The organism is Bradyrhizobium sp. HKCCYLRH3097 (assembly GCF_051167875.1).
Lineage (GTDB): Bacteria > Pseudomonadota > Alphaproteobacteria > Rhizobiales > Xanthobacteraceae > Bradyrhizobium.
Map to the genome: position 1 here is coordinate 179,570 of NZ_JBNPTX010000007.1, position 23,728 is coordinate 203,297.

Below are 23,728 nucleotides of genomic sequence, written 5' to 3' on the forward strand. Positions count from 1 at the left end.
GGGATCTCGCCGATGCGCGCCAGAAGGCTGAGCCGGCGCGCGCGAAACAGAACGAGCGGGAGGACGCCTCCGTGCGCCGACGAGCCACCTGCCCAGTGGTCGTTTGCCCAGCGCGCGGGTGCTCGCGCCGCAGCCGGATTTGATCTACACGGGGGCGTTTACGATGGACCATTCATGACGTCTCGCGTGCACCGGTGCGTGGGACAATCCGGAGTTGCATATGTCGCCCAGCCAAGCATCGCCTCTGACACTCGTTGTCGAAACGGCCGAGATCCTGACCTCGCTCGGCGTCGCGCCGGAGCGGCTGCGCGGTGGGACGCGCGCCGCCCGTTCGCCGGTGACCGGCGAGGTGTTGGCCCATGTGCATGACGACAGCAGAGCGGATGCGACCGCGGTGATCGCGCGCGCGCATGCCGCGTTCTTGCAGTGGCGGCTCAAGCCGGCACCGAAGCGCGGCGAACTGGTGCGGCTGTTCGGCGAGGAGCTGCGCGCCCACAAGGCCGCGCTCGGCCGCCTGGTCTCGATCGAGGCCGGCAAGATCGTCTCCGAGGGGCTCGGCGAGGTCCAGGAGATGATCGACATCTGCGACTTCGCCGTCGGCCTGTCACGCCAGCTCTATGGCCTGACCATCGCCACCGAGCGCGCCGAGCACCGGATGATGGAGACCTGGCATCCCCTGGGGGTCACCGGCGTGATCTCCGCCTTCAACTTCCCCGTGGCGGTGTGGGCCTGGAATGCAGCGCTGGCGCTGGTGTGCGGCAACAGCGTCGTCTGGAAGCCGTCGGAGAAGACGCCGCTCACCGCGCTCGCGACCGACGCGCTGCTGGCGCGCGCGCTGCAGCGTTATCGCCGCGAGGGCGGCGAGGCGCCGGAGGGGCTCGCCGGCCTGCTGCTCGGCGGCCGCGCGGTCGGCGAGATGCTGGTCGACGATGCCAGGGTGCCGCTGGTGTCGGCGACCGGATCGACCGCCATGGGGCGCGTCGTCGGCGCCTGTCTTGCCGGCCGCTTTGCCCGCGCCATCCTCGAGCTCGGCGGCAACAATGCCGCGATCGTCACGCCCACGGCCGACCTCGATCTCACCCTGCGCGCCGTGGCGTTCGCGGCGATGGGCACCGCGGGCCAGCGCTGCACCAGCCTGCGCCGCCTGTTCGTGCATGCCGACGTCTACACCCAGCTCGTGCCGCGGCTGAAGCAGGCCTACGCCTCGGTGGCGATCGGCAATCCGCTGGAGCAGGGCACCTTGATCGGCCCGCTGATCGATCGCGGCGCCTACGACGCCATGCAGGACGCGCTGAGCGCCGCGCGGGATCACGGCGGCCGCGTGTTCGGCGGCGAGCGCGTCGCGGTCGGCGGCTTTGCGGAGGCGTACTACGTGCGGCCGGCCCTGGTCGAGATCGAATCGCAATCCGGTCCGGTCGAGCGCGAGACGTTCGCGCCGATTCTCTATGTGATGCCGTATCGCGATCTCGATGCCGCGATCGAGCTGCACAATGCGGTGCCGCAGGGGCTGTCGTCGTCGATCTTCACCAATGATCTGCGCGAGGCCGAACTGTTCGTGTCGTCGCGCGGCTCCGATTGCGGCATCGCCAACGTCAATATCGGCCCCTCGGGCGCCGAGATCGGCGGCGCGTTCGGCGGCGAGAAGGAGACCGGCGGCGGCCGTGAGTCCGGCTCGGATTCATGGAAGGCCTATATGCGCCGGGCCACCAACACCGTGAACTACGGCCGCAGCCTGCCGCTGGCGCAGGGCGTCAAGTTCGACCTCGGTTGATCGATGCGATGGGGCTCCCTCATCGGCGGAACCGCTTCGCTGCGTCGTGCGTTGCGCGCTGATAAGGAGATGCACCATGGCAACGAAGAAGAAAGCCTCGACCGCAAAGTCAGCTCGCGGACGCAACCAGGATCGCGCCCGCGTCGCGGGTGGACAGGACCACGAAGTCCGCTACGAAGCCAAGAAGAGCGGCCGCTCGGCGTCCGCGGTGAAGAAGGCGGTCAAGAAGGTCGGCAACAGCCGCAAGAAAGTCGAGCGCAAGCTGACGGGTCGGTGACGTCAATGCTGCTTCGGCCGCTCCGGCGGCCGAAGCGATCCCCTCGCCCAGCGGAGCGCCTTGGGCGAGTGCAGCGGATCGGGCCCATCGCAGGTCGGACAAGCAAGCTCGCGGCGCCCGCCCTTGCCCTCGCGAACCGCGAGCGCACGGCCGCAGGTCGGGCACGGCTTGCGCAGCAGCCAGGGGACCGGATGATTCGGCATGATTGCGTCTCCCGGTGGAGGCCTCAGGCTAGGGCATCTCGGGGTAGCTACGGAATCACTTATTTGAATCACGGCGGATATTCCGGCTCTCCGTGCCGTGAACAATCAGGGCAGGTGTCGCCGGTCGCCGCCAGGACGGCCTCGATCGCCGCGAGCGCGTCCGAACTACACAAGCCGCGTGGCGGATCGTCGCGTGCGATGCGAAGCGCCCGCGCCAGCGCATGCGGGTCGCCGCGCTCGCGCATCCAGCCGTGCTGTTCGCATTCGACGATCGCGCCGGCCTCGCGCAGGGTGGCGACCGCCCAGCGCTCGAGACGCTGGCTCGCGGAATGGTGTGTGACGGCAGTCTGCATCGGCCACGCTCTCCCGCCGGGAGAATCCATGAATCGGCGGGCGTTTCCAGGCCCATCCTGCAGGGCAGGGATTCCAAAATGGAGGGGCTGGCTTGCCGCGGATTATTCGGCGGCCCGGCTTGAGATCGCCGCGGCCTGGGGCCATCCTTGATGGAGTTTGAGTGAAACGGATGCAGACAGGAATGCAGATCAGGGCCAACGAGGATTTGCTGCTCATCATCGATGTGCAGAACGATTTTTGTCCCGGCGGCGCGCTCGCCGTGGCCGACGGCGATGCCGTGGTGCCGGCGATCAACCGGCTGAGCGGGATGTTCGATCACGTCGTCCTGACCCAGGACTGGCACCCGGCGGGACACAGCTCGTTCGCCTCGAGCCACCCCGGCAAGGCGCCGTTCGAGAGCGTCACGATGCCCTACGGGCCGCAGACCTTGTGGCCGGACCACTGCATCCAGGGCACGCCGGGCGCCGCCTTCCATGCCGAGCTTGCGACCGACAAGGCGCAGCTCATCATCCGCAAGGGCTTTCGTGCCGCGATCGATTCCTACTCGGCGTTCTTCGAGAACGACAAGACCACGCCCACGGGCCTCGCCGGCTATCTGCGCGAGCGCGGCCTGAAGCGGGTTTTCCTGGTCGGTCTCGCCACCGATTTCTGCGTGCACTATTCGGCGGTCGATGCGCGGCGGCTCGGCTTCGCGGCCATCGTCATCGACAACGCCTGCCGCGGCATCGACCTCGGCGGCTCGATGGCGGCGGCCAAGGCGCAGGGCGCGGAGGCCGGGGTCGAGCGGATCGCCGAGCTGGCGTAGCGACGATGGACTACGCCGCCGCGCCGATGGTCGGCTCGGCGATGGCGCCGGCGACGCGGACGCGGACGCGCAGCGCGTTGCCGGGGAGGTAGGCGATCGGCATGTCCTCGACATCGACCGTCTTGAGCGTGTCGCGGTCGGCGCCGGCCTGCATCGCGCGCTCCTCGGCGATGGCCCGCGCCGCCGCGATGGCCTCGTCGCGGGTCAGGTCGCGGAAGACCTGGTCGGCCTCGCCGGAGACCTGGGCGATGGCGGCGCCGACCGCATTGGCGCAGTCGCCATGGTCGACGCGCACGATGGTGGAGATGCCGGCAAGGCGCTCCGGCACCAGGAAGGCGCCGCCGCCGACCGCGAGCAGCGGCACGTCGCCGGCCTCGGTCTTCATGCGGTCGATGTCGCCCTCGAGCTTGCGGTGGGCGTCGGCGAGCGCGGCGTCGATCAGGCTTTTCGGCAGATGCGCGACGCGCGATCTGTCGCCGATGTCGATCAGCCCCACCGCGACCGCGATGTCGGTCGCGGTCAGGCGGTTGCCGCCAAACACCAGCGCGTCGGATGTCAGCCGGTATCCGACGCTGAGCGGGCCGACGCGGACCGGATCCTGCTCGACATGGCTGCCGCCGCCGAGCCCGATCGAGAGCAAATCGGGCATGCGGAACAGGGTGCGGACGCCGCCGACCTCGACGACGGTGTTGGCCTCGCGCGGAAAGCCGTGGCGCAACTGGCCGATGTCGCTGGTGGTGCCGCCGACGTCGACGACCATGGCGTCGTCGAGGCCGGAGAGATACGCGGCGCCGCGCATCGAGTTGGTGGCGCCGGAGGCGAAGCTCATGACCGGGAAGGCGGTCGCGATCTCCGCCTGCATCACGGTGCCGTCGTTCTGCGTCAGGAACAGCGGCGCATCGATGCCGGACTCCGCGATCGCCTTGCGGAAGGCGGCGACCGTCGTGACCGCGAGGTCGTGGAGCGCGGCATTGAGCAGGGCGGCGTTCTCGCGCTCCAGCAGTCCGATGCGGCCGAGGTCGTGCGAGAGCGTGACGGCCACATCAGGGCAGATCTCGGCGAGGATTTCCCGCGCCGCGATCTCACAGCTCGGGTCGAGCGGCGAGAACGACGAGGCGACCGCGACCGCGCGCAGGCCCTTGGCCTTGATCGCGCGCGCGGCGGCTTTCAGGCCGCCGATGTCGAGCGGCATGAATGGGCGGCCATCATAATCGTGGCCGCCTTCGAGCATGAAGGTCTCGCCGCTGACCAGCGCGGCGAGATCGCCCGGCCAGTCGCAGAACGGCGGCAGCGAGGCGGAGGCGGGCATCCCGATGCGGATGGCGCCGATCTTCTGCAGGTGCCGCCGCTGCACCACCGCATTGATGAAATGCGTGGTGCCGATCACCACCGCGTCGACCGGCACGGCCGCCGCGGGATTTTCTCGCAGCGCCTTCAGCGCCGCGAGGATGCCGGAGGTGACGTCGGCGGTGGTCGCAGCCTTGACGGAGTGGACGACATGGTCGTCGGCAATCAGGACGGCGTCGGTGTTGGTGCCACCGACGTCAATGCCAATCCGCTTCATTCTCAGGGAGCTCCAGGGGTCGCAAACAGCGACCGGAAATCGAGGTCATAACCGAAGGCGCGGGGGCCGACGAATTCGAGCCCGCGCGGGCTGGTCAATACGGCGGGCGCGGGCAGCGCGATCACGGTGACGCGCTGGCCGTAGCGCGCCGTCTCGGTGCCGATGCCGTGGCCATTGACGCTGTCGAGCACGCAGATCAGGTCCGGCGACATCGCGATGGCTTCGCCATCGCGCCAAGCCACGATCCATTCGTTCTGGAACGACAGCTTGAGCCGGGTGCCGCGATCGTCGTCGCTGCCCTCCACGACGGCGCTGCCGCGCAGAAAGCCCTCGGTGGTGCGGCGCTCGACGTCGACGATCTTGCCGCTGAACAGCCGCTGGCCGCCCTCACAATCGAGGATCGCCGCGATCGGATCCTGGTGGCTCCGGTTGGCTGCCTCGACCGCACGGCCGATCGCAATCGCCTTGGTGGTGGTGAAATGGATGCCCCAGTCCTTGACCTCGCGGCCCGTGCGCGGCGCCTTGCTGGTCGAGGCGATCGAGCCCATCTCGACGCAGATCTTGCGGCTGGCGCGCTCCATCCACTTCCAGCTCGGCACCTTGGTCACGACGGCCTCGATGCCGCGCGGATCGTAGAGCGTGCAGGGATAGGGCTTGAGGTCGCCGATCGCGACCGACGTCATCTGCGCCTCGGGAAAGGCGCGGCCCATGCAGTCGGCGTCGACCACGGGGATGTTCAGATGCGCCGCCGCCATCAGCGCCTGCATGCCGTTGCCGCCGCCGATCTCGACCGACATCACGGCGCGAAATGTGATGCCGTTGATCTCCTCCTGCATGCGCACCGCACGCGCGATGCTGCGGCTGTCGGCCAGCCGTTCCTGCCCGACCAAGGGGGCGCCCATGTTGGAGACCACCGCGACCCAGTCGTCGTCGGCGAGGTCGAGCGGCGATATCATCTGCACGCGACGCCCCTCCGCATAGAGCCGGCGCAGGTTGAGCAGGCCGAGATAGGGACTGCCGCCGCCGCCGGTGCCGAGGATCCAGGCGCCGACCGCGAGCGCCTCGATGTCGTCGAGGCTGATCGTCTTCATGCCGGCTGCGCTCACGGCACAAGCTCTTCGACGTCGCTCTGTGACTGCGGCGCACGGTACTGCTGCGGGAATAGGAATATAACGCTCACAGTATCAATCCTCGAGAATGACGAGATCGGCCGGACGCCAGTCGAGCGTGACCGTTTGACCCGGCGCGTGGAGAGGACCAGCTCCGGAATTCGGCTGTTGCGCCAGCACGTGCTGTCCGCACTCCAGGGCGATGCGGTACAGCACCGCGCCGCCGAGGAAATTGGTGCTCTCGACTGTGCCGCGCGCGGACATGCCTGTCCGCTTGGCATCGGCCACCTCGGCTGGCGATACCGATATCTTCTCCGGCCGCAGCGCGACCGACAGAACCTCGGCCTCGGCTGCTGCAACTGTGTCCGCCAGGGCCAGCACCAGACCGTTGCCGACGGCTATCCCGACGCCATTGTCCAAGGTCACGCGCTGACCACGAAAAATGTTGGTGTCGCCGATGAAATCGGCAACGAAACGCGTCCGCGGCTGATCGTAGATCTCGAGCGGGGTGCCGATCTGCTCGACGCGGCCGGCGTTCATGACCGCGATGCGGTCCGACATGGCCAGCGCCTCCTCCTGGTCGTGGGTGACGAACACGAGGGTGAGGCCAAGCGTCTTCTGCAGCCGCTTGAGTTCGAACTGCATCTGCTGGCGCAATTTCTTGTCGAGCGCGCCGAGCGGCTCGTCGCAGAGCAGCACGCGGGGCGAGATGACGATGGCGCGGGCGAGCGCGACGCGCTGCTGCTGGCCGCCGGACAGTTGCGCCGGCCTGCGGTTCTCCAGGCCTCCGAGTTCAACCATCGCCAGCGCTGCCTTCACCTTCGCGGCAATCGTCGCCTTGTCGATCTTGCGCATGCGCAGGCCGAAGGCGACGTTCTCGGCCACGGTCCGGTGCGGGAACAGGGCGTAGTTCTGGAACACCATCGCCATGTCGCGCTTGTGCGCCGGCACGTGGGTGATGTCGGCGCCGTCGAGGCGGATCTCGCCGGCGCTTGGGCTGTCGAAGCCGGCGATCATGCGCAGGGTGGTGGTCTTGCCGCAGCCGGACGGGCCGAGCAGCGAAAAGAACTCGCCAGGCCTGATGTTCACGGCAACCGCGTCGACTGCGCGTACGCCGCCGTCATAGATCTTGCTGACCGCGGCGATCTCGATGGCAGCGCTCATGCGCGGAAGATCCGGTTGACCCGGCTGTCGATCTCGTCCTTCCGTGCGTTGTACCACTTCCAGTCGACCTGGATCAGCTTGCCGACCTTCTCCGGCGTCGTCAGCAGCTTGGCGTCATACTTGGAGTCGAGCTTGACCTTCTTGTTGGCCGGCGAATACCAGACGGTCTCAGCGAGGCGCTTTTGAACCTCGGGGCGCAGCATGTAGTTGATATAGGCGTTGGCGAGCTCCTTCACCTTGCTGCCGGGCGTGATGCTCAGCACTTGCTCGAGCGACAGCACGCCCTCGTTCGGCGTGACGAAGTCGACCGTCTGGTTCTGACCGTCGTAACGATAGATGCCGGAATCATGCAGGATGCCGAGGCCGACCTCACCGGACAGGATCAGCTTCTCCATCGCGCCGGTGAAGTCGACCAGCTTGATCGGCTTCAGCTTCTCCAGCGCTGCATAGGCGGCGTCAAGGTCGGTCTGGCCCTTGCCATACAGCGCGCCGCACATCATCACGAACGCCTGTCCCAGGCTGTTGGCAGGGATCACATAGCCGCCGCGCGCGCCGTTGAATCTCGCATCCCAGTAGTCTTTCCACGACGTGACGCTCCCATAGCCCTTGTCGGTGCGCATGCCGAGCCCGATGGCGCTGGTGAAGATGCAGACGCCGACGATCTTGTCGCTGACGGCGTAAGGGTAGACGTCGGCAATGTTCGGAACCAGCTTGGGGTCGACCTTGGGCTCGACGAGACCCATCTCCACGGCCGCCCACTGCTCGTTGGAGTTGGTGTGCAGCACGTCGTAGATGGGAGCCGAGCGCGAACTCGCCTGCAGCTTCGGCAGGAATGGCAGCGCGGTGTCGGTCTTGAGCTTGCACTTGAACTCGCTTTCGAAGGCCGGGCCGATCTCGGCCTTCATCACGTCACCCCATTTGCCGCCCCAGCCGGTGACGTTGAGAACGGGCTCGTCCGCATGCGCGACAAAGGGAGCAGCGACAACGCCGGCGCCGAGCGACGCAGCCGCGGTCAGCAGGCGGCGGCGGCTCAGGGGAAAACGACGCGATGAGGCGGTCATGTCCGGGATCTCCCTTAGAGTTTGACGTAGGAGCGAAGACCTACGGTGCGGTCGAGCGCGATGACGACGATGAAGGCGAGCAGGATCGAGACCACCGAGGCCGCGCCGATGGTGCCGTCGAGATCGAACTTCAGATAGTTGAACAGCGTGATCGGCAAGGTCTCGCTGCCCGGCGCGACCAGGAACAGCGACACCGGAAACTGGTCGAACGAGACGATGAAAGCAAAGATCGCGCCTGCCAGAACGCCGGGCTTCACCAGCGGCAGCGTGATCTCGAAGAAGGTCCGGGTGGGGCTGGCGCCGAGATTCTGCGCGGCTTCCTCCAACCTGACATCGAAATTGTGCAGCACGGCGAGCGTGGTCCGCACCACGTAGGGAATCGTCACCAGCGTGTGACCAGCCACCAGCCCCCACACCGGGCGTCCGACGTCGAGCAGTACGTAGGACTGGAACAGCGCAAGACCGGTCAGGATCGCCGGCAGCATGAGCGGCGACAGCATGGTCGCCACGATCAGCCGGGAGCCTGGCAGGTTGCCGCGGGCGATCGCCAGCGCGGCCGAGGCGCCCAGCACGGTGGCCGCGACCGTGGTCATGGCCGCGACTTCGATGCTGAACAGCAGCGCGTGCATGAAGTCGCCCGAGGCGAAGAATTTCTCGAACCAGCGAAAGGAGATGCCGACTGGTGGAAACTGGATGAAAGGCGTCGGGTTGAGCGCGAACACGATCACGATCGCAATCGGCGCCAGCAGGAAGACGAGGATGGCGGTGTTGGCGGCGAGATAGAGCCTGCGGCCCCACCGGAGCGGCCGCGCCTTGCTGCGAAGGGCAGGTGTGGCCGCCAGACCGATTGGCGCAGCGAGCGGCGGCCGCGATCCCGGAGCAAGGCTCGTCATCTGCGCCCTCATTGCAGCTCGCGCTGGCCCGAAACGAGGCCGAGCACGTGATTATACGCGATGACGAGCGAGAGCGAAATGATGAGCAGCACCATGCCGAGCGCAGCCGCGAAGCCGACGTTGAAGTTGGCGGAGATCTGCTGGTAGATCAGGATCGGCAAGGTCATGACCTGGAAGCCGCCGAGCAGGATCGGGGTGACATAGGCGCTGATCGCGAGCGCGAAGATGAGCAGCGAGCCGGCGAGGATGCCGGGCAGGCTGAGCGGCAGGGTGACCTCGAGAAATGCGCGCCATGGGCTGGCGCCGAGATTCTCCGCCGCCTGCTCCAGCCGCTCGTCGATGCGACCGATCACGCCGGTGAGCGTCAGCACCATGAAAGGCACATAGATGTGGACCAGGCCGATGATGATGCCCGTCTCATTGTACATCAGCTGCAACGGCCTTGTGACCAGCCCGAGCGAGGCCAGGATCTGGTTGATGACACCCTTGTCGGACAGCAGCGTCATCCAGGCGAAGGTACGCACCACGATGCCGGTCAGCATCGGCGCCAGCACGGCCATCAGCAGCAGCGCATGGCCGGTGCGGCTCTTGATCCGCGCCATCCAATGCGCGAGCGGGTAGCCGATCACGAGCGCGGCGAGCGTCGTCCAGAGGCCGATCCGGATCGTGGTCCAGATCACCTCGAGATAGTAGCCGTCATTGCCCATGCGGGCATAGTGCCTGGCTGTGAGGGCGACGTTCGGCATGACCACGGGGTTGCCGGTCAGGACGCTCATCACCGCCATCAATCCGATCGGCAGAAAGAAGAACAACGCAAACAGCAGCGCGCTCGGCAGGATCAACAGCGCCAGGCTGTTGACGCGCGGCGCGCTGCTGCTCGTCATCAGGAGGCCAGTCCGGCCAATTGCTCGATGGTCTGGCCGAGCGGATCGCCGGTCATGCGCCGCAGCTTTGCGGCCATGCTGCCGAGCTCGCGGCGGACATTGGCACGCTCGATCTCGGTGGTGGCCTGGACCGAGTAGGAGACGGCGATGCCGATCAGCTCACCGCTCTCGCCGCTCGTCAGCGCAAAGCCCTGCGAGCCGACGCCCTCGATGGCCTCGTCGGCGGCGTCCGAGATGCCGGTCCGGCGGATCTCGTTCAGCCGCGCCATCAGCTCGGTGAAGTTCTGCGGCGAGTTGGCCGGGACCTTCGGGTAGTCGAGCGGCACGCGCGCCCGGATCTCCTGGTCTGTCAGACGCGCCAGCATAGCGCGGCCGTTCGAGGTGATGATGGCCGGCGTGCGCTGGCCCGGCGGGTTGACGACGCGCAGCGGATTGGAGCCGGGCACGATGCGCAGCACCACCTGCTGATAGCCGTCGAGCACGGCGATGTAGCCGGTGTGGCCGGTGCGCGCGCAGACATCGCGCAGCTCGCGCTCGGCGGTGGCGATCAGGTCGTCATGGGCCCGGTGCAGCCGCCCGAGCTCGAAGGTGAGCAGGCCCGGCCGGTAGCGGCGGCTGTGCGGATCCTGCTCGAGCAGGCCGCAATCGCGCAGCGAGCGGAGCAGGCGGGAGGTCGAGCTTTTCGGTTTGCCGGTCAGGACCTGGACGTCGGCAAAGGAGAGGTCGGGCCGCGCGGTCGAGAAGCAGCGCAGGATGTCGATGGCGTTGGTCAGAGCGCTCATGATGATACCGTTTGTTCCATTTTTTGGAACGTAGTCCCAAATTCTAGAAGCGGCAGACCGTCTGCCGCAAGGCGAAATTACTGGCAACGAGGTGCCCGAATGCGCGTCAGGGTGGTGGTCGGGGCGCCGGGCGCAGACGGAGCATGCTCAGCCTCACTGCGCCACGGTGGACCTGATGCGACCGACGGCGGCGTCTACGCCCGTCCAGGCCGGCTTGTCCGGAGCAAACTGCTGACGAAGATAGGCGACGAGTTCGGCGATCTGGACGTCACTGAGATGGTCCTTGAACGCCGGCATGTAGCCGAGATCGGACGAGACCGGCTTCATGATCCCGTGCAGGATCACCTGGATCAGATTGTCGGGTGTGGCGCTGTGCAGGTTGCTGTTCAGCGCCAGCGAGGGCCGACTGCCGAACAGCGGCAGGCCGCCCACCTCGTGACAGACCGCGCAGGCGCCGAGATAGAGCCGTGCCGCCGGAGACGCCGTCGAGGTCGCCTTGGTGCGCGCTTCCAACTCCGCGGCCATCGCCTCCAGCTTCGCTGCCTCGGGCGAGGGCGTCTGGAACGAGGCGAGATAGATCGCCATGGCCCGAATGTCCGCGTCGGGCAGCGTCGCGAGATCCTTCACGATCGGCGCCATCGGACCGGCCGCGACACCATGGAAGCGCGATTGCCCCGAGCGCAGATAAGTGTAGAGCTCGTCCTCGGTCCACGGGATCGGGGCAGTCGAGAGCGCGGTCAGCGCAGGGGCTTCCCAGCCATCGGCGAAGCCGCCAGCCAGATGTGCGTTGCGCTGCTCGGCGCCGAGCGCGTTGCGCGGCGAGTGACAGGCGCTGCAATGGCCGAGGCTTTCGACGAGATAGAAGCCGCGATTCCACTGCTCCGATTGTGTCGGATCGGGCCGGAACGGCTGCGTGTCGTGAAACAGAGCGTTCCATCCGGCGACCAGCGGCCGCAGGTTGAATGGGAAGCGCAGCGCGTTGTCAGGCGCCTGCTGTCTCACTGGCGCCTGTGCCATCAGGTAGGCGTAGAGCGCCTGCAGGTCGGCATCATCGGTTCGCGCGAAATGCGTGTAGGGAAACGCCGGATAGAGCTGCCGGCCGTCGCGATGCACGCCCTCGCGCATCGCGCGCTCGAAGGCGGGATAGGACCAGGCGCCGATGCCAGTCTCGACGTCGGGCGTGATGTTGGTGCTGAACAGCGTGCCGAACGGCGTCTCCAGTGCGCGGCCGCCGGCATTGATCAGGCCGCCATCCGCGGTATGGCAGACAGCGCAATTGCCGAGCGCCGCGAGCGCCTCGCCTCGCGCGATCGTCGCTGCGGAATAGACCGAGGGATCGGGGCGCGTGATCGGCGCGATGGCGCGCCAGGGCAACACGGCGGTGGCGACGCCGATCGCCGCGGCGCAGGCCGCGACGGCGGTGGCGATCACGCCGCCCCGCTTGGCAAAGGGCTTGGGCCACGTGGTCGCCGGTCTTTCGGGGGCGGGCAGCGACTGCGGCGCCGGCGTCTCCGCCCGTTCGCCGCGCAGGCCTTTCAGGATGCGCTCCGGCGTGAATGGCGGCTCGCGGAAGCGGACGCCGGTGGCGTCGTAGATCGCATTGGCGATCGCGGCGGCGCTGGGCACGGACGCGGACTCGCCGACGCCGAGCGGCGGCTGATCCGGCCGCGGCAGCATCAGCACGTCGATCTCAGGCACGTCGGGGAAGGTGATGATCGGATAGGCGCCCCATTCCCGTGCCGCGACCTTGCCGCGCGTGAAGGGAATCTCCTCCATCAGCGCACGGCTGGTGGATTGGATGACGTTGCCTTCGATCTGGTGGCGTACCCCGTCGGGATTGATCATCAGGCCGGAGTCCTGGCCTGCAATGACCCGCGTGACGCTGACATCGCCGGTGGTCGTATTCACGGCGACGTCGGCGATCCACGCCGACCATGCCGCGCCGTAGCCGGGAAACTTGCTGTGGACGTAGAGCGCGTAGGCGAAGCCGCGGCCATGGACGACGCCGTTCTCAGGCGTCTTCTCCTCCCGCACGGGGCGCGGCGTCCAGCCGGCGCGCTCGGCCACGGCGTTCACGAGATCACGTGCGCGCTCGTCCTTCAGATAGCGCAGCCGGTATTCGATCGGGTCGACGCCGGCCTCGGCGGCGAGCTCGTCGATGTAGGACTCGTGCGCGAAGGTGTTGGGCAGCGCCGAGACACCGCGGATCCAGGACGCACGCACGATCGGCGGCATGTCATGCGCCGTGACGCGCATGTGCTCATAGTCGTAAGGCGGGATCGCGGTGCGGTCGCCCATCTCGAACACCGCAGGCTCCGGTCCGATGCGCCCGGTCAGCAGCAGCGCCAGCGTCGGCGCGCCGTTCGAGGGATAGCGCGTGGCGAACTCATAGGCCGCGACCGAGCCGTCGGCATTGAGGCCGCCATTGACGTCCATCAGCTGCGCGGTGCCCTTGGGCTCCCACAGATGCTCCTGCTCGCGCGACAATTGCACCCGCACCGGGCGGCCGACCGCACGCGACAGCAGCAGCGCATCGGCCGTGACGTCGTCAGCGCAGTTGCGGCCGTAGCAGCCGGCGGCCTCGAGGCGGATCAGCTCGATCTGGTGTTCGGGGCAGTCGATCAGCTTGGCGAGATCGCCGCGCAGGATGTGCGGATTCTGCGTGCCGGAATAAATGCGGATCTGCCCGTCGCGATAGTCGGCGACAGCGCACGACGGCCCGATCGAGCCGTGCATCTGGTAGGGCCAGAGATAGGTCCTCCGCATCGGCTTGGCGGCGCCGGCGATGGCGGCATCGACATCGCCCTTGTCGAGCAGCCGGCGCGGCTCGGACGGATTGGCCCGCAGTGCGTTCTCGACATCGTCGAGGTCGCGCAGGGTCGGCACCGGCTTCCATTTCACCTCGAGGCGCTCGGCGGCACGGATCGCATTCTCCTCGCGCTCGGCGACGACGCCGATGAAGTCGCCGATGACGACGACGTCGACCAGGCCAGGGACATCGCGCACTGACTCCCTATCGACGCCAAGAAGGCTGGTCCCGATGAAGGGGCCGGCATCGACGCCGGCATAGGGCGGACGCACGACGCGGCCGTGTAGCATGCCGGGGACGCGAACGTCATGCACGTAAGTGAGCTCACCGGTCGCCTTCGCCGGCAGGTCGACGCGCGGCACCGAGCGGCCGACGACCTGATAGTCGTTCACCGACTTGACGAGGATATCGTCGGCGAGCTCGAGGCGGATCGTCTCATCGCCGATCAGCTCGCCATAGCTGAGGACGCGGTTGTTGGGCCCGCGGACCAGTCCGTCCTCGACCGTCAAGTCCTGAACGTCGAGGTCGAGCTGCGTCGCCGCCCGCGCCAAGAGGAAGGCGCGCGCCTGCGCCGCCGCCTTGCGCAGGGGTACGGCGGTGATCTGAATTGTCTCGCTGGCGATGGTCGCGCCCTGGTTCGGCACGACCGCGGTGTCCCCGAGCACGACCACGACCCGAGCGAAGGAGACGTCGAGCTCTTCTGCGACGATCTGTCCCAGCGCGGTGCGGATGCCGGTGCCGAGATCGACATGGCCGTTGAAGGCGGAGACCTCGCCTGCCGCCGTGATCCGGATGAAGGTTTCGAACTGGCCATCGTTGCCGGCGATGGGACGTTCGACAACCAGCCAGCCGCGAGGCGTGTCGGCGTTCTTGGTGAGGCGATCGTTCATCAGTCCAGCGCCTCGAGCGTGTGGCCGGCCGCGCGCATCGCCGCGCGGAGGATTTCGACATGCGCACCGCAGCGGCAGAGATTGTAGCGCAGCGCCTGCTTGATCTCGTCGGGTGACGGATCGGGCTTGATCGCCAGCAGCGCCTTGGTCGTCATGATCATGCCGTTGAGGCAGTAGCCGCATTGCGCGGCCTGCTCGGCGATGAAGGCCTGCTGCACCGGATCGGGCGCCTCGCGCGAGCCCAGTCCTTCCAGCGTGGTGACGTCGCGGCCGATGCAGCCTTCCACCGGAATGACGCAGGAGCGGGCGGCGCGGCCGTCGATCAGTACGGTGCAGGCGCCGCATTCCCCCAGGCCGCAGCCGTATTTCGGACCGTTCAGAGCGAGGTCGTTGCGCAGCACATGGAGCAGGGGCGTGTCCGGCGCGGCCGCGACGTCATGCGTCCGTCCGTTCACGGTCAGCCGAATCGTTGCTGGCGTCATGCCCTTCTGTCGTCCGCTATGCTATCGTTAACGAGGATGCGATAGTGATCGCTCCGAGCGTATCGTTTGTATACTAACATGCAAGTGGCACGTATTGCGCTGCAGCGTATGCACGATTTGTCGTCATTGTGCAGGGCAAACTGATCGTTTATCCGGCAATCGTGCTTTTCGTTCGCGGTGGCGCTTGACAGTCGGCGGAGGGGCGCGACATCATTCGTATACGAACGAATTGCCGCGGCGTGTGGATGGCTGCCGCCAACTCCGATCCAAGATGGGCTTCTCTGCATGGTGACTGAGACGGCGAGCGACGGTGCAGGTGACAAGATCCGCTGCGATGCCTGCCCGGTGATGTGCTACATCAAGCCGGGCGCGGCAGGTGCCTGCGACCGCTATGCCAATCAGGACGGTGTGCTGGTGCGCGTCGATCCGCATATCCTGCTGGAGCGTACGGTGTCGCATGGCGGCAAGCTGGTGCCGTTCCAGGCGAGCGGCGACTGGGACGGCAAGATCGTGCATCAGCCGGAGCTGTTCGTCACCGCGATCGGCGCCGGCACCACTTATCCCGACTATAAGCCGGCGCCGTTCATCGTGTCATCGGTCGTCGATGGCGTCGACATGGTCACGGTCGTGACCGAGGGCATCTTCAGCTATTGCGGCGTCAAGGTGAAGATCGACACCGACCGCTATCTCGGCCCGGAAGCGGCGACGGTGCGCGTCGACGGCGAAGCGGTCGGTCACGTCACGACCAGCGAATACGGCTCGCAGATGCTGTCGCTCGGCGGCGTGCATCATCTCACGGGCGGCTCCAAGAAGGAGGGGCGTGTCACCTGTGACGCGCTGATGGACCTCAGCAACCGCAAGGCCGTGGAACTCGTGGTCGACGGCGGCTCCAGCGTGATGGTGCAGGCGGGGCAGCCCCCGATCGTCAACGGCGTCAAGGAAGAGCGCATGCGCGTCGGCTGCGGCTCGGCCACGATCGGCATGTTCGCCAAGCAATGGCAAGGCAAGGTCGACGAGGTCGTCGTGGTCGATGATCACATCACCGGCGTGCTGTCAGAGCACCAGGCCGGCAAGCTGCTCGACATTCCCGCGACAGGCATCAAGATGAAGGGACGACGCTCGACGCCGGGCCGCTACTTCCAGGTGGCGCAGCCCGGAACCGGCTGGGGCGGCACCGACATCTCCGATCCGCTGTCGATCCTCGGGCCATTCGATCCCAAGACGGCGAAGCCGGGAACGACGCTGCTGATGGTGTCCACGACGGGCGAGCATGCCGGATACTACGTGCTCGACGAGACGCTCAGGCCGGTGCAGCGCGAGATGCCGCCGGAGCTGCAGTTCTCGGTCGAGCGCATCCAGGAGAACTGCGAGCCGGCGCTGTGCACCGTGCTGTTCATGGCCGGTGCCGGCGGCTCGCTGCGCGCCGGCGTCACCGACAATCCGGTGCGGCTGACGCGTTCGGTCAAGGATACGCTGACGCGGGTGACGAGCGGCGGTGCGCCGGTCTATGTCTGGCCGGGCGGCGGCATCACCTATATGGTCGACGTGACCCAGATGCCGGCCGGCGCCTTCGGCTATGTGCCGACGCCGGCGATCGTCGCGCCGATCGAGTTTACGCTGAGGCTATCGGATTATGCGGCGCTCGGCGGGCACATGGATTACGTCCAGCCGCTCGCTTCGCTCAAGGATGTCAGCAAGGACATTCGCCAACTGCCGTGGCCGAGGCCGGGTGCATGACCCGGCAGCCACAGATCGCCTTGTTGCCCGACCGGCGGCTGCATCTGCAGGACGGCCCGATCGATCTGATCATCGGCGCCGACGCGGTCGATGGTGATATCCGCGCGGCCTATCGGGCGGCGGTCGAGCGTTTCACGGGTCTCTTGGACGAGCTGTGTACGGAACTGTCCGATCTGCGCAGGGGCGCCGATCACGATCGATGCCGATTGAAAGGTGTCGTCGCGCGGCGGATGCATGCGGCCGTGTCGCCGTTCGCGCGCGAAATGTTCATCACGCCGATGGCCGCGGTTGCCGGGAGCGTGGCCGAGGAGATCCTCGGCGCCATGCGCGGCGCGACGAAGCTGACGCGGGCCTATGTCAACAATGGCGGTGACATCGCACTCCATCTGCGGGATGCCGCCACCTTCAGCGTCGGGCTGATGGACCGTCCCGACGGCGCAGGTGTGATGCGCAGGATGACGCTTCGTGCTGCCGATGCGATCGGCGGCGTCGCCACGTCGGGCCGCCACGGCCGCAGTTTCTCGCTGGGCATTGCCGACGCGGTGACGGTACTCGCGCGCAGCGCGGCGCAGGCGGATGCGGCGGCGACGGTGATCGGCAACGCGGTCGATCTTCCGGGTCATCCGGCCGTGCTTCGCCGACCCGCCTGCGAGTTGCAACCGGAGACCGATCTCGGTGATCGCCTCGTCACATGCGAGGTCGGAGAGCTCCGTGATGTCGAGGTTGCCGAAGCGCTGGCCGCGGGCGAGCATCGTGGGCAGTCGCTGCTGTCGGCCGGTCTGATCGAAGGCGCCGTTCTGCAGCTTCGCGGCAACATTCGCGTTGTCGGTCCGCGCGCGATCGAGATCGTTCGTCGGCCGCAGTTGCGAGCGGCGGCGGCGTGAGGTTTGATGCATGATGTGCAGGAACACGAAGGATCATCGATGAGCGCCGTCATCAGAAAGATCGTGACCGTGGTCGAGGAAGTCCATCAGGAGATGGGCCGGTCCGTCTCGCCGCCGACGCGGCGGGCTGCGGCAGTGGCGGTGATCGAGAATCCGTTTGCCGGCCGCTATGTCGAGGACCTGTCGCCTCTGATTGCGATCGGCGAGGAGCTGGGCGAGATGCTGGCCAAGCGCGCCGTGGCCGCGCTCGGCATCGAAGGGCCGGCCGCGCACAGCTACGGCAAGGCGGCCGCCGTCGGCAGCGACGGCGAGCTGGAGCATGCGGCCGCGATCCTGCATCCGAAAATGGGCGCGCCGGTGCGCAAGGTACTCGGCAAGGGCGCGGCGCTGATCCCGTCGTCGAAGAAGCGCGGCGGCGTCGGCTGCACGCTCGACATTCCGCTCGGCCATAAAGATGCGGCCTTCGTGCGCAGTCATTTCGATGGCATGGAGGTGCAGATCAACGACGCGCCGCGCGCCAATGAGATCATGGTCGCGCTCGCGGTCACCGACAGCGGCCGTCCGCTGCCGCGCGTCGGCGGGCTCACGGTCGCCGAGATCAAGGGCGAGGACGGTCTACGGTAATTCGACTCAACATGGAGGCTGAAGGGATGCGACGGAGAACGATGCTTGCGGCAGGCCTGGGCCTTGCCGTCGCGGGATTGACGGGCGCGGCGCGCGCCGAGGACGTCATCAAGATCGGCGAGATCAACAGCTATTCGCTGCTGCCGGCCTTCACCGAGCCTTATCGCAAGGGCTGGCAGCTCGCAGTCGAGGAGGTCAACGCGGCCGGCGGCATCAACGGCAAGAAGCTCGTCGTCGTCTCCAAGGACGACAGCGGCAAGCCGGCCGACGCGCAGACCGCAGCCAACGAGCTGGTGTCGAGCGAGAACGTCGCGATGCTCGCCGGCACCTTCCTGTCGAACATTGGACTCGCCGTCAGCGACTTCGCCAACCAGAAGAAAGTGTTCTTCCTGGCGGCCGAGCCGCTGACCGACGCCATCACCTGGGCGAAGGGCAACAAATACACCTTCCGCCTGCGTCCGTCGAACTACATGCAGGCGGCGATGCTGGTCGAGGAGGCCGCCAAGCTTCCCGCCAAGCGCTGGGCCACCATTGCGCCGAACTATGAATATGGCCAGTCGGCCGTCGCCGTGTTCAAGAAGCTCTTGTCGGAGAAACGGCCCGACATCCAGTGGGTGGACGAGCAGTGGCCGCCGCAGGGCAAGATCGACGCCGGTCCGGTGGTGCAGGCCGTCGCCGCCGCCAATCCGGAGGCGATCCTCAACGTCACCTTCGGCGCCGATCTCGTGAAGCTGGTCCGCGAGGGCAACACCCGCGGCCTGTTCAAGGACCGCAAGGTCGTCAGCTTCCTGACCGGCGAGCCGGAATATCTCGATCCGCTCAAGGAGGAGACGCCCGAGGGCTGGATCGTCACCGGCTATCCCTGGTATTCGATCAAGACGCCCGAGCACGACGCGTTCCTGAAGGCGTATCAGGCCAAATATAACGACTATCCGCGGCTTGGTTCGATCGTCGGCTACCAGACCATCAAGTCGGCAGCCGCCATCCTCGCCAAGGCCGGCTCGACCGATACCGACAAGCTGATCGCCGCGGCCGAGGGACTGTCGGTGCCGTCGCCCTTCGGTGAAATCACGTTCCGCAAGATCGATCACCAGTCGACGCTCGGCGCTTACGTCGGCAAGACCGCGCTGAAGGACGGCAAGGGCATCATGGTCGACGCCGTCTATCGCAAGGGCTCGGACTATCTGCCGGGTGACGCGGAAGTCGGCAAGCTCCGGCCGAAGGACTGATTCACACGATCCTGCCTCTCCCTCTCCCGCAGGGGGAGAGCGGGCGGGGTGAGGGAATACGACGCCTGATCTGCAGGTTCGGGCCGAGATCCCTCACCCCACGCTTGCTCGCCAGCTCTCTGAGGGAGCGCCGAGCGCAAACGCGGCTCATCGATTCGACGATCTCCTCACGCGGACCGCCCATGGCCTTCTATTTCGTCCAGTTCCTGACCGGCCTTGCCAGTGCAGCCTCGCTGTTCCTGGTGGCGTCGGGACTGTCGATCATCTTCGGCGTCACCCGCATCGTGAATTTCGCCCATGGCGCGTTCTACATGCTCGGCGCCTATGTGGCCTTTTCGCTCACCGAGAGGCTGTCCGGTCCGCTCGGCTTCTGGGGCGGCATCGTCGTGGCAGCGCTCGCGGTCGCGGCCATCGGCGTGCTCGTCGAGATCGTGCTGCTGCGCCGGATCTATCACGCGCCGGAGCTGTTCCAGCTGCTCGCGACCTTCGGCTTGACCCTGATGGTCGAGGACCTCGTCGTGCTGATCTGGGGACCGGATGACCTGGTCGGCCGCCGCGCGCCGGGATTGAAAGGTGCGGTCGATTTCTTCGGCCAGAACATCCCGAGCTACGACCTGTTCCTGATCGTGCTCGGCCCCGTCGTGCTCGGTGTGCTGTGGTTGCTGTTCCAGCGCACGCGCTGGGGCATCCTGGTGCGCGCGGCGACGCAGGACCGCGACATGGTCGCGGCGCTCGGGGTCAACCAGAAGTGGCTGTTCACCTCGGTGTTTGCGGTCGGCGTCTTCCTCGCCGCGCTCGGCGGCGCGCTGCAGATCCCGCGCGACGCGGTCCATCACGCGATGGATCTGCGCATCATCGTCGAGGTGTTCGTCGTCGTCGTGATCGGCGGCCTCGGTAGCATCCTCGGCGCCTTCGTTGCCGCCGTGCTGGTGTCCGAATTGAATGCGTTCGGCATTCTCATTTTTCCGACGATCTCGCTGATCTTGGTGTTCCTGGTGATGGCCGTGGTTCTGGTGGTCCGTCCCTGGGGCCTGTTCGGCAAGAAGGAGGCGCCGGCGCGCCGCACGCCGGGCCTCACCGTCATTCCCTGGCGTCCGCTGAGTTCGGTCGAGCGGCTGGCGTCTCTCGTCGCGCTGGCGCTGGCGGCGATGCTGCCCTTCATCGCCGGCAACTACGCGCTGACCGTGGGCGCCGAGATCGCGATCTTCGTGATCTTCGCGGCGTCGCTGCATTTCCTGATGGCGGTCGGCGGGCTCGCCTCGTTCGGTCACGCCGCCTATTTCGGCCTCGGCGCTTACGGCGTCGCCTTCCTCGCGAAGATGGCGGGGCTGCCGATGATCGCCTGCCTCTTGCTGGGGCCGCTGCTCGGCGCGCTTGGTGCGGCCGTGTTCGGCGCCTTCGCCGTCCAGCTCTCGGGCGTGTATTTCGCGATGCTGACCTTGGCCTTTGCGCAGATCGTCTGGTCGATCGCGTTCCAATGGGTCGCGGTCACCGGCGGCGACAACGGCATTCTCGGGCTCTGGCCGGAGAAATGGGCCGCGTCGCCGTCGCACTTCTACTGGCTTGCGCTCGGCGTCTCCGCGTTCGTCGTCAGCGTGCTGCGCCTGATCACCTTCTCGCCGTTCGGCTACGCCTTGCGCGGCATGCGCGACTCTCCGCTGCGCAGCGAGTCCATCGGTATCAACGGCAAGCGTATCCAGTGGACGGCGTTCATCATCGCCGGCACGACGGCCGGCCTCGGCGGCGCGCTGTTCGCCTATCTCAAGGGCAGCGTCTTCCCCGACAACATGGGCATCTCGCTCTCGGTCGATGCGCTCGTGATGGTGTTGCTCGGCGGCGTCGAGACGGTGCCCGGCGCGATCTTCGGCGCCATCGTCTACAAGGCGCTCAACATCTGGCTGGTCAGCCAGACCGACTGGTCGAAGCTCGTGCTCGGCATCTTCATCGTGTTGATCGTGGTGGTGTTCCCGAAAGGCATCGTGGGCGTGGTCGAGACCGTCATGCATCGGCGCCGCGCAGTGTCCCCCAAGGGGGCTTCGCTGTCGGCCAAGATGGAGGGCGCACAATGAGTCTCGGCGTGTCGCTGCTCTCGGTCGAAGGCCTGTCTAAATCCTATGGCGGCATTCACGCCGTCCGCAACGTGTCGTTCACGCTGCGGGCCGGCGAGATCCTGGCGCTGATCGGCCCGAACGGCGCGGGCAAAAGCACCTGCTTCGACATGCTCAACGGCCAGAACGTGCCGGACAGCGGCCGCATCACGGTGATGGGGCAGGAGACCACCGGGCGCAAGCCGCGCGAGGTCTGGCGGCTCGGGGTCGGCCGCACCTTCCAGATTACCGCGACCTATCCGACCATGACCGTGCGTGAGAACATCCAGGTCGCGCTGGTCTCGCATCATCGCCGCCTTTTCGATTTCTGGAGCCCGATGGTTGCCATCGAGCGGGACGAAGCCGATCGCCTGCTCGATCTCGTCGGCATGGCCGGCTATGCCGAGCGTCCCTGCGGCGAGCTCGCCTATGGCGACCTCAAGCGGCTGGAGCTCGCGATCGCGCTTGCCAACCAGCCGAAGCTGCTGCTCATGGACGAGCCGACCGCCGGAATGGCGCCGCGCGAGCGTGTCGAGCTGATGCGGCTGACGGCTGGAATCGCGCGTGAGCAGTCGATCGGCGTCCTCTTTACGGAGCACGACATGGACGTGGTATTCGAGCATGCGGACCGCATTCTCGTGCTCAATCGCGGCAGCCTCATTGCCGAGGGATCGCCAGCCGAGGTGCGCGCCAACCGGGAGGTGCAGGCGATCTATCTCGGCGAAGGCCTGCTGTATGATGCCGATCATCGCGAGGGAGCTCCGGCATGAAGCTGTCCGTCGCCAGTCTCAACAGCCACTATGGTCCGGCGCATATCCTGTTCGACATCGGCCTCGAGGTCGGCGAGGGCGAGGTGGTGGCGCTGCTCGGGCGCAACGGCGCCGGCAAATCGACGACGTTCCGCTCGATTGTCGGCCTGGTCGAGCTGCGCGAGGGCCAGATCATGTTCGAGGGCAAGGACATCTCGTCCGCGCCGACCCATGAGATCGTCCGCGCCGGCCTCGGCTATGTTCCGGAAGAGCGCCGCATCTTCACCGAGCTGACGGTGGAGGAAAACCTCGAGGTCGGTCGGCAGAAGCCGCGGCCCAATGCGCCGCAATGGACGCGCGAGAAACTCTATCAGTTGTTCCCCAATCTCGGCGAGATGAAGAACCGCCCGGGCGGGCGCATGAGCGGCGGCGAGCAGCAGATGCTCACCATCGCCCGTACCCTGATGGGCAATCCGTCGCTGGTGCTGCTCGACGAGCCCTCGGAGGGTTTGTCGCCGAAGATCGTCGAGCAGATGGTCGATGCGATCCTGACCATGAAGAAGGAAGGCGTCTCGCTGGTCGTCTCCGAGCAGAACCTGCATTTCGCCAAGCTGATCTCGGACCGCGCCTATATCATCGAGCGCGGCCGCATCTGCTTCTCCGGCACCATGGCCGAGCTCGACGCGCGGCCCGACATCCGCGACGCGCATCTGTCGATCTGAGGCGAGGGAAGATATGGCCAAGAGCGCCACGCTGAAGCGATCGGCAAGGACCGCAACGAAGACCGCGCCGAAGCCGCAGGCAAAGGCCGCCGCGAAGGCCACGGCCAAAGCGGCGAAATCAAATTACGTGCTCGACGATCAGATCGGCTTCATCCTGCGTCAGGTCTGGCAGCGCCACACGATGATCTTCGCGCGCGACATCGGCAGCAACCTGACGCCAACGCAATGGGCGGCACTGTCGAAGCTGGTCGAGACCGGGCCGTGCTCGCAGAACCAGCTCGGACGGTTCACGGCGATGGATGTCGCGACGATCAAAGGTGTGATCGACCGGCTGACCGCGCGCGGTCTCACCGAAACCAGCCCGGACCCGCAGGATGGTCGCAGGCTGCTCGTCAGCCTGACCCGCGCCGGCCAGCAGCTCGCGGAGAAGACCGCACCGCTCGCGCTCGCCATCTCCAAGGAAACACTGGCACCGCTGGATGCGAAGGAACGCGAGACGCTGCTGGGGTTGTTGAGCAGGCTGCGGTAGCCCTTCCTCCACGTCATTCCGGGGCGTCGCGAAGCGACGAACCCGGAATCCCGAGCTGAGGGAAAGAACAGCGCAGGCCAATCTCGGGATTCCGGGTTCGCCCTTTGGGCGCCCCGGAA

22 protein-coding genes are annotated in these 23,728 nt (G+C 66.9%); 11 read left to right on the top strand and 11 right to left on the bottom strand.

All coding sequences use genetic code 11. The annotated features are described in order from the left end of the window. The first annotated feature begins 220 nt into the window (after positions 1 to 220). Together amaB and ACQR0U_RS18890 are read left to right on the top strand one after the other, a co-directional pair. Complete coding sequence (gene amaB / locus ACQR0U_RS18885; protein WP_315752091.1) at positions 221 to 1,771, top strand: L-piperidine-6-carboxylate dehydrogenase; 1,551 nt, start codon at positions 221 to 223, stop codon at positions 1,769 to 1,771. 76 nt (positions 1,772 to 1,847) lie between these two features. Beyond that, positions 1,848 to 2,048, top strand: coding sequence for a DUF3606 domain-containing protein (locus ACQR0U_RS18890; protein WP_316226592.1), 201 nt, complete (start codon positions 1,848 to 1,850; stop codon positions 2,046 to 2,048). Positions 2,049 to 2,050: 2 nt separating this feature from the next. Here ACQR0U_RS18890 and ACQR0U_RS18895 read toward each other — a convergent pair whose 3' ends face one another. Further along, a complete protein-coding gene (locus ACQR0U_RS18895) occupies positions 2,051 to 2,251 on the bottom strand; it encodes a hypothetical protein (RefSeq protein ID WP_315715489.1) in 201 nt (66 codons plus the stop codon). Between the two features lie 68 nt (positions 2,252 to 2,319). After that, positions 2,320 to 2,604, bottom strand: coding sequence for a hypothetical protein (locus ACQR0U_RS18900; RefSeq protein ID WP_315715490.1), 285 nt, complete (start codon positions 2,602 to 2,604; stop codon positions 2,320 to 2,322). Between the two features lie 170 nt (positions 2,605 to 2,774). On the opposite strand from ACQR0U_RS18900, the gene pncA reads away from it, so the two are divergent. Next, positions 2,775 to 3,410 carry a bifunctional nicotinamidase/pyrazinamidase gene (gene pncA / locus ACQR0U_RS18905; RefSeq protein ID WP_315752148.1) on the top strand — a complete coding sequence of 212 codons (636 nt, stop codon included), beginning with the start codon at positions 2,775 to 2,777 and terminating at the stop codon, positions 3,408 to 3,410. 10 nt (positions 3,411 to 3,420) lie between these two features. Here pncA and ACQR0U_RS18910 read toward each other — a convergent pair whose 3' ends face one another. The 9 genes from ACQR0U_RS18910 to ACQR0U_RS18950 form a co-directional block, all read right to left on the bottom strand. After that, positions 3,421 to 4,974, bottom strand: coding sequence for a hydantoinase/oxoprolinase N-terminal domain-containing protein (locus tag ACQR0U_RS18910; protein WP_434843916.1), 1,554 nt, complete (start codon positions 4,972 to 4,974; stop codon positions 3,421 to 3,423). Positions 4,975 to 4,976: 2 nt separating this feature from the next. After that, positions 4,977 to 6,080 (bottom strand): DUF917 domain-containing protein, encoded by a 1,104-nt coding sequence (locus tag ACQR0U_RS18915; RefSeq protein ID WP_315828060.1) that lies wholly within the window; start codon positions 6,078 to 6,080, stop codon positions 4,977 to 4,979. 78 nt (positions 6,081 to 6,158) lie between these two features. After that, on the bottom strand, positions 6,159 to 7,247 hold the full coding sequence (locus ACQR0U_RS18920; protein ID WP_316193387.1) for an ABC transporter ATP-binding protein: 1,089 nt from the start codon (positions 7,245 to 7,247) through the stop codon (positions 6,159 to 6,161). Next, positions 7,244 to 8,308, bottom strand: coding sequence for an extracellular solute-binding protein (locus ACQR0U_RS18925; protein ID WP_316193386.1), 1,065 nt, complete (start codon positions 8,306 to 8,308; stop codon positions 7,244 to 7,246). The genes ACQR0U_RS18920 and ACQR0U_RS18925 overlap by 4 nt, the downstream gene beginning before the upstream one ends. Positions 8,309 to 8,322: 14 nt before the next feature. Then, positions 8,323 to 9,201, bottom strand: coding sequence for an ABC transporter permease (locus ACQR0U_RS18930; protein WP_315715496.1), 879 nt, complete (start codon positions 9,199 to 9,201; stop codon positions 8,323 to 8,325). 8 nt (positions 9,202 to 9,209) lie between these two features. Continuing rightward, entirely contained in the window at positions 9,210 to 10,085 is an 876-nt protein-coding gene (locus ACQR0U_RS18935) for an ABC transporter permease (protein WP_315828063.1), read from the bottom strand. Next, positions 10,085 to 10,867, bottom strand: a complete 783-nt coding sequence (locus tag ACQR0U_RS18940; RefSeq protein WP_315828064.1) for an IclR family transcriptional regulator — start codon at positions 10,865 to 10,867, stop codon at positions 10,085 to 10,087. The genes ACQR0U_RS18935 and ACQR0U_RS18940 overlap by 1 nt, the downstream gene beginning before the upstream one ends. A 153-nt stretch (positions 10,868 to 11,020) precedes the next feature. Continuing rightward, a complete protein-coding gene (locus tag ACQR0U_RS18945) occupies positions 11,021 to 14,566 on the bottom strand; it encodes a molybdopterin cofactor-binding domain-containing protein (protein WP_315828065.1) in 3,546 nt (1,181 codons plus the stop codon). Then, the gene (locus ACQR0U_RS18950; protein WP_315715500.1) at positions 14,566 to 15,048 is read right to left on the bottom strand and encodes a (2Fe-2S)-binding protein; all 483 of its coding nucleotides are present in this window, start codon (positions 15,046 to 15,048) and stop codon (positions 14,566 to 14,568) included. Before ACQR0U_RS18950 ends, ACQR0U_RS18945 begins: the two co-directional genes overlap by 1 nt. A 285-nt stretch (positions 15,049 to 15,333) precedes the next feature. Here ACQR0U_RS18950 and ACQR0U_RS18955 point away from each other — a divergent pair, with 285 nt between their 5' ends. The 8 genes from ACQR0U_RS18955 to ACQR0U_RS18990 all read left to right on the top strand — a co-directional run bounded on the left by ACQR0U_RS18955 (position 15,334) and on the right by ACQR0U_RS18990 (position 23,609). After that, positions 15,334 to 16,785 carry a 6-hydroxynicotinate reductase gene (locus tag ACQR0U_RS18955; RefSeq protein WP_315828066.1) on the top strand — a complete coding sequence of 484 codons (1,452 nt, stop codon included), beginning with the start codon at positions 15,334 to 15,336 and terminating at the stop codon, positions 16,783 to 16,785. Beyond that, positions 16,782 to 17,669, top strand: a complete 888-nt coding sequence (locus ACQR0U_RS18960; RefSeq protein WP_315828067.1) for a UPF0280 family protein — start codon at positions 16,782 to 16,784, stop codon at positions 17,667 to 17,669. The genes ACQR0U_RS18955 and ACQR0U_RS18960 overlap by 4 nt, the downstream gene beginning before the upstream one ends. A 39-nt stretch (positions 17,670 to 17,708) precedes the next feature. Continuing rightward, on the top strand, positions 17,709 to 18,293 hold the full coding sequence (locus ACQR0U_RS18965) for an amino acid synthesis family protein (RefSeq protein ID WP_315715503.1): 585 nt from the start codon (positions 17,709 to 17,711) through the stop codon (positions 18,291 to 18,293). 26 nt (positions 18,294 to 18,319) lie between these two features. Continuing rightward, the gene (locus ACQR0U_RS18970) at positions 18,320 to 19,522 is read left to right on the top strand and encodes an ABC transporter substrate-binding protein (protein WP_315715504.1); all 1,203 of its coding nucleotides are present in this window, start codon (positions 18,320 to 18,322) and stop codon (positions 19,520 to 19,522) included. 182 nt (positions 19,523 to 19,704) lie between these two features. Then, a complete protein-coding gene (locus ACQR0U_RS18975) occupies positions 19,705 to 21,591 on the top strand; it encodes an ABC transporter permease (RefSeq protein WP_434843917.1) in 1,887 nt (628 codons plus the stop codon). After that, the gene (locus ACQR0U_RS18980) at positions 21,588 to 22,379 is read left to right on the top strand and encodes an ABC transporter ATP-binding protein (protein WP_315828069.1); all 792 of its coding nucleotides are present in this window, start codon (positions 21,588 to 21,590) and stop codon (positions 22,377 to 22,379) included. The genes ACQR0U_RS18975 and ACQR0U_RS18980 overlap by 4 nt, the downstream gene beginning before the upstream one ends. Further along, on the top strand, positions 22,376 to 23,080 hold the full coding sequence (locus ACQR0U_RS18985) for an ABC transporter ATP-binding protein (RefSeq protein WP_315715507.1): 705 nt from the start codon (positions 22,376 to 22,378) through the stop codon (positions 23,078 to 23,080). Before ACQR0U_RS18980 ends, ACQR0U_RS18985 begins: the two co-directional genes overlap by 4 nt. A 13-nt stretch (positions 23,081 to 23,093) precedes the next feature. Then, complete coding sequence (locus ACQR0U_RS18990; protein WP_315752079.1) at positions 23,094 to 23,609, top strand: MarR family winged helix-turn-helix transcriptional regulator; 516 nt, start codon at positions 23,094 to 23,096, stop codon at positions 23,607 to 23,609. Positions 23,610 to 23,728 lie beyond the last annotated feature (119 nt).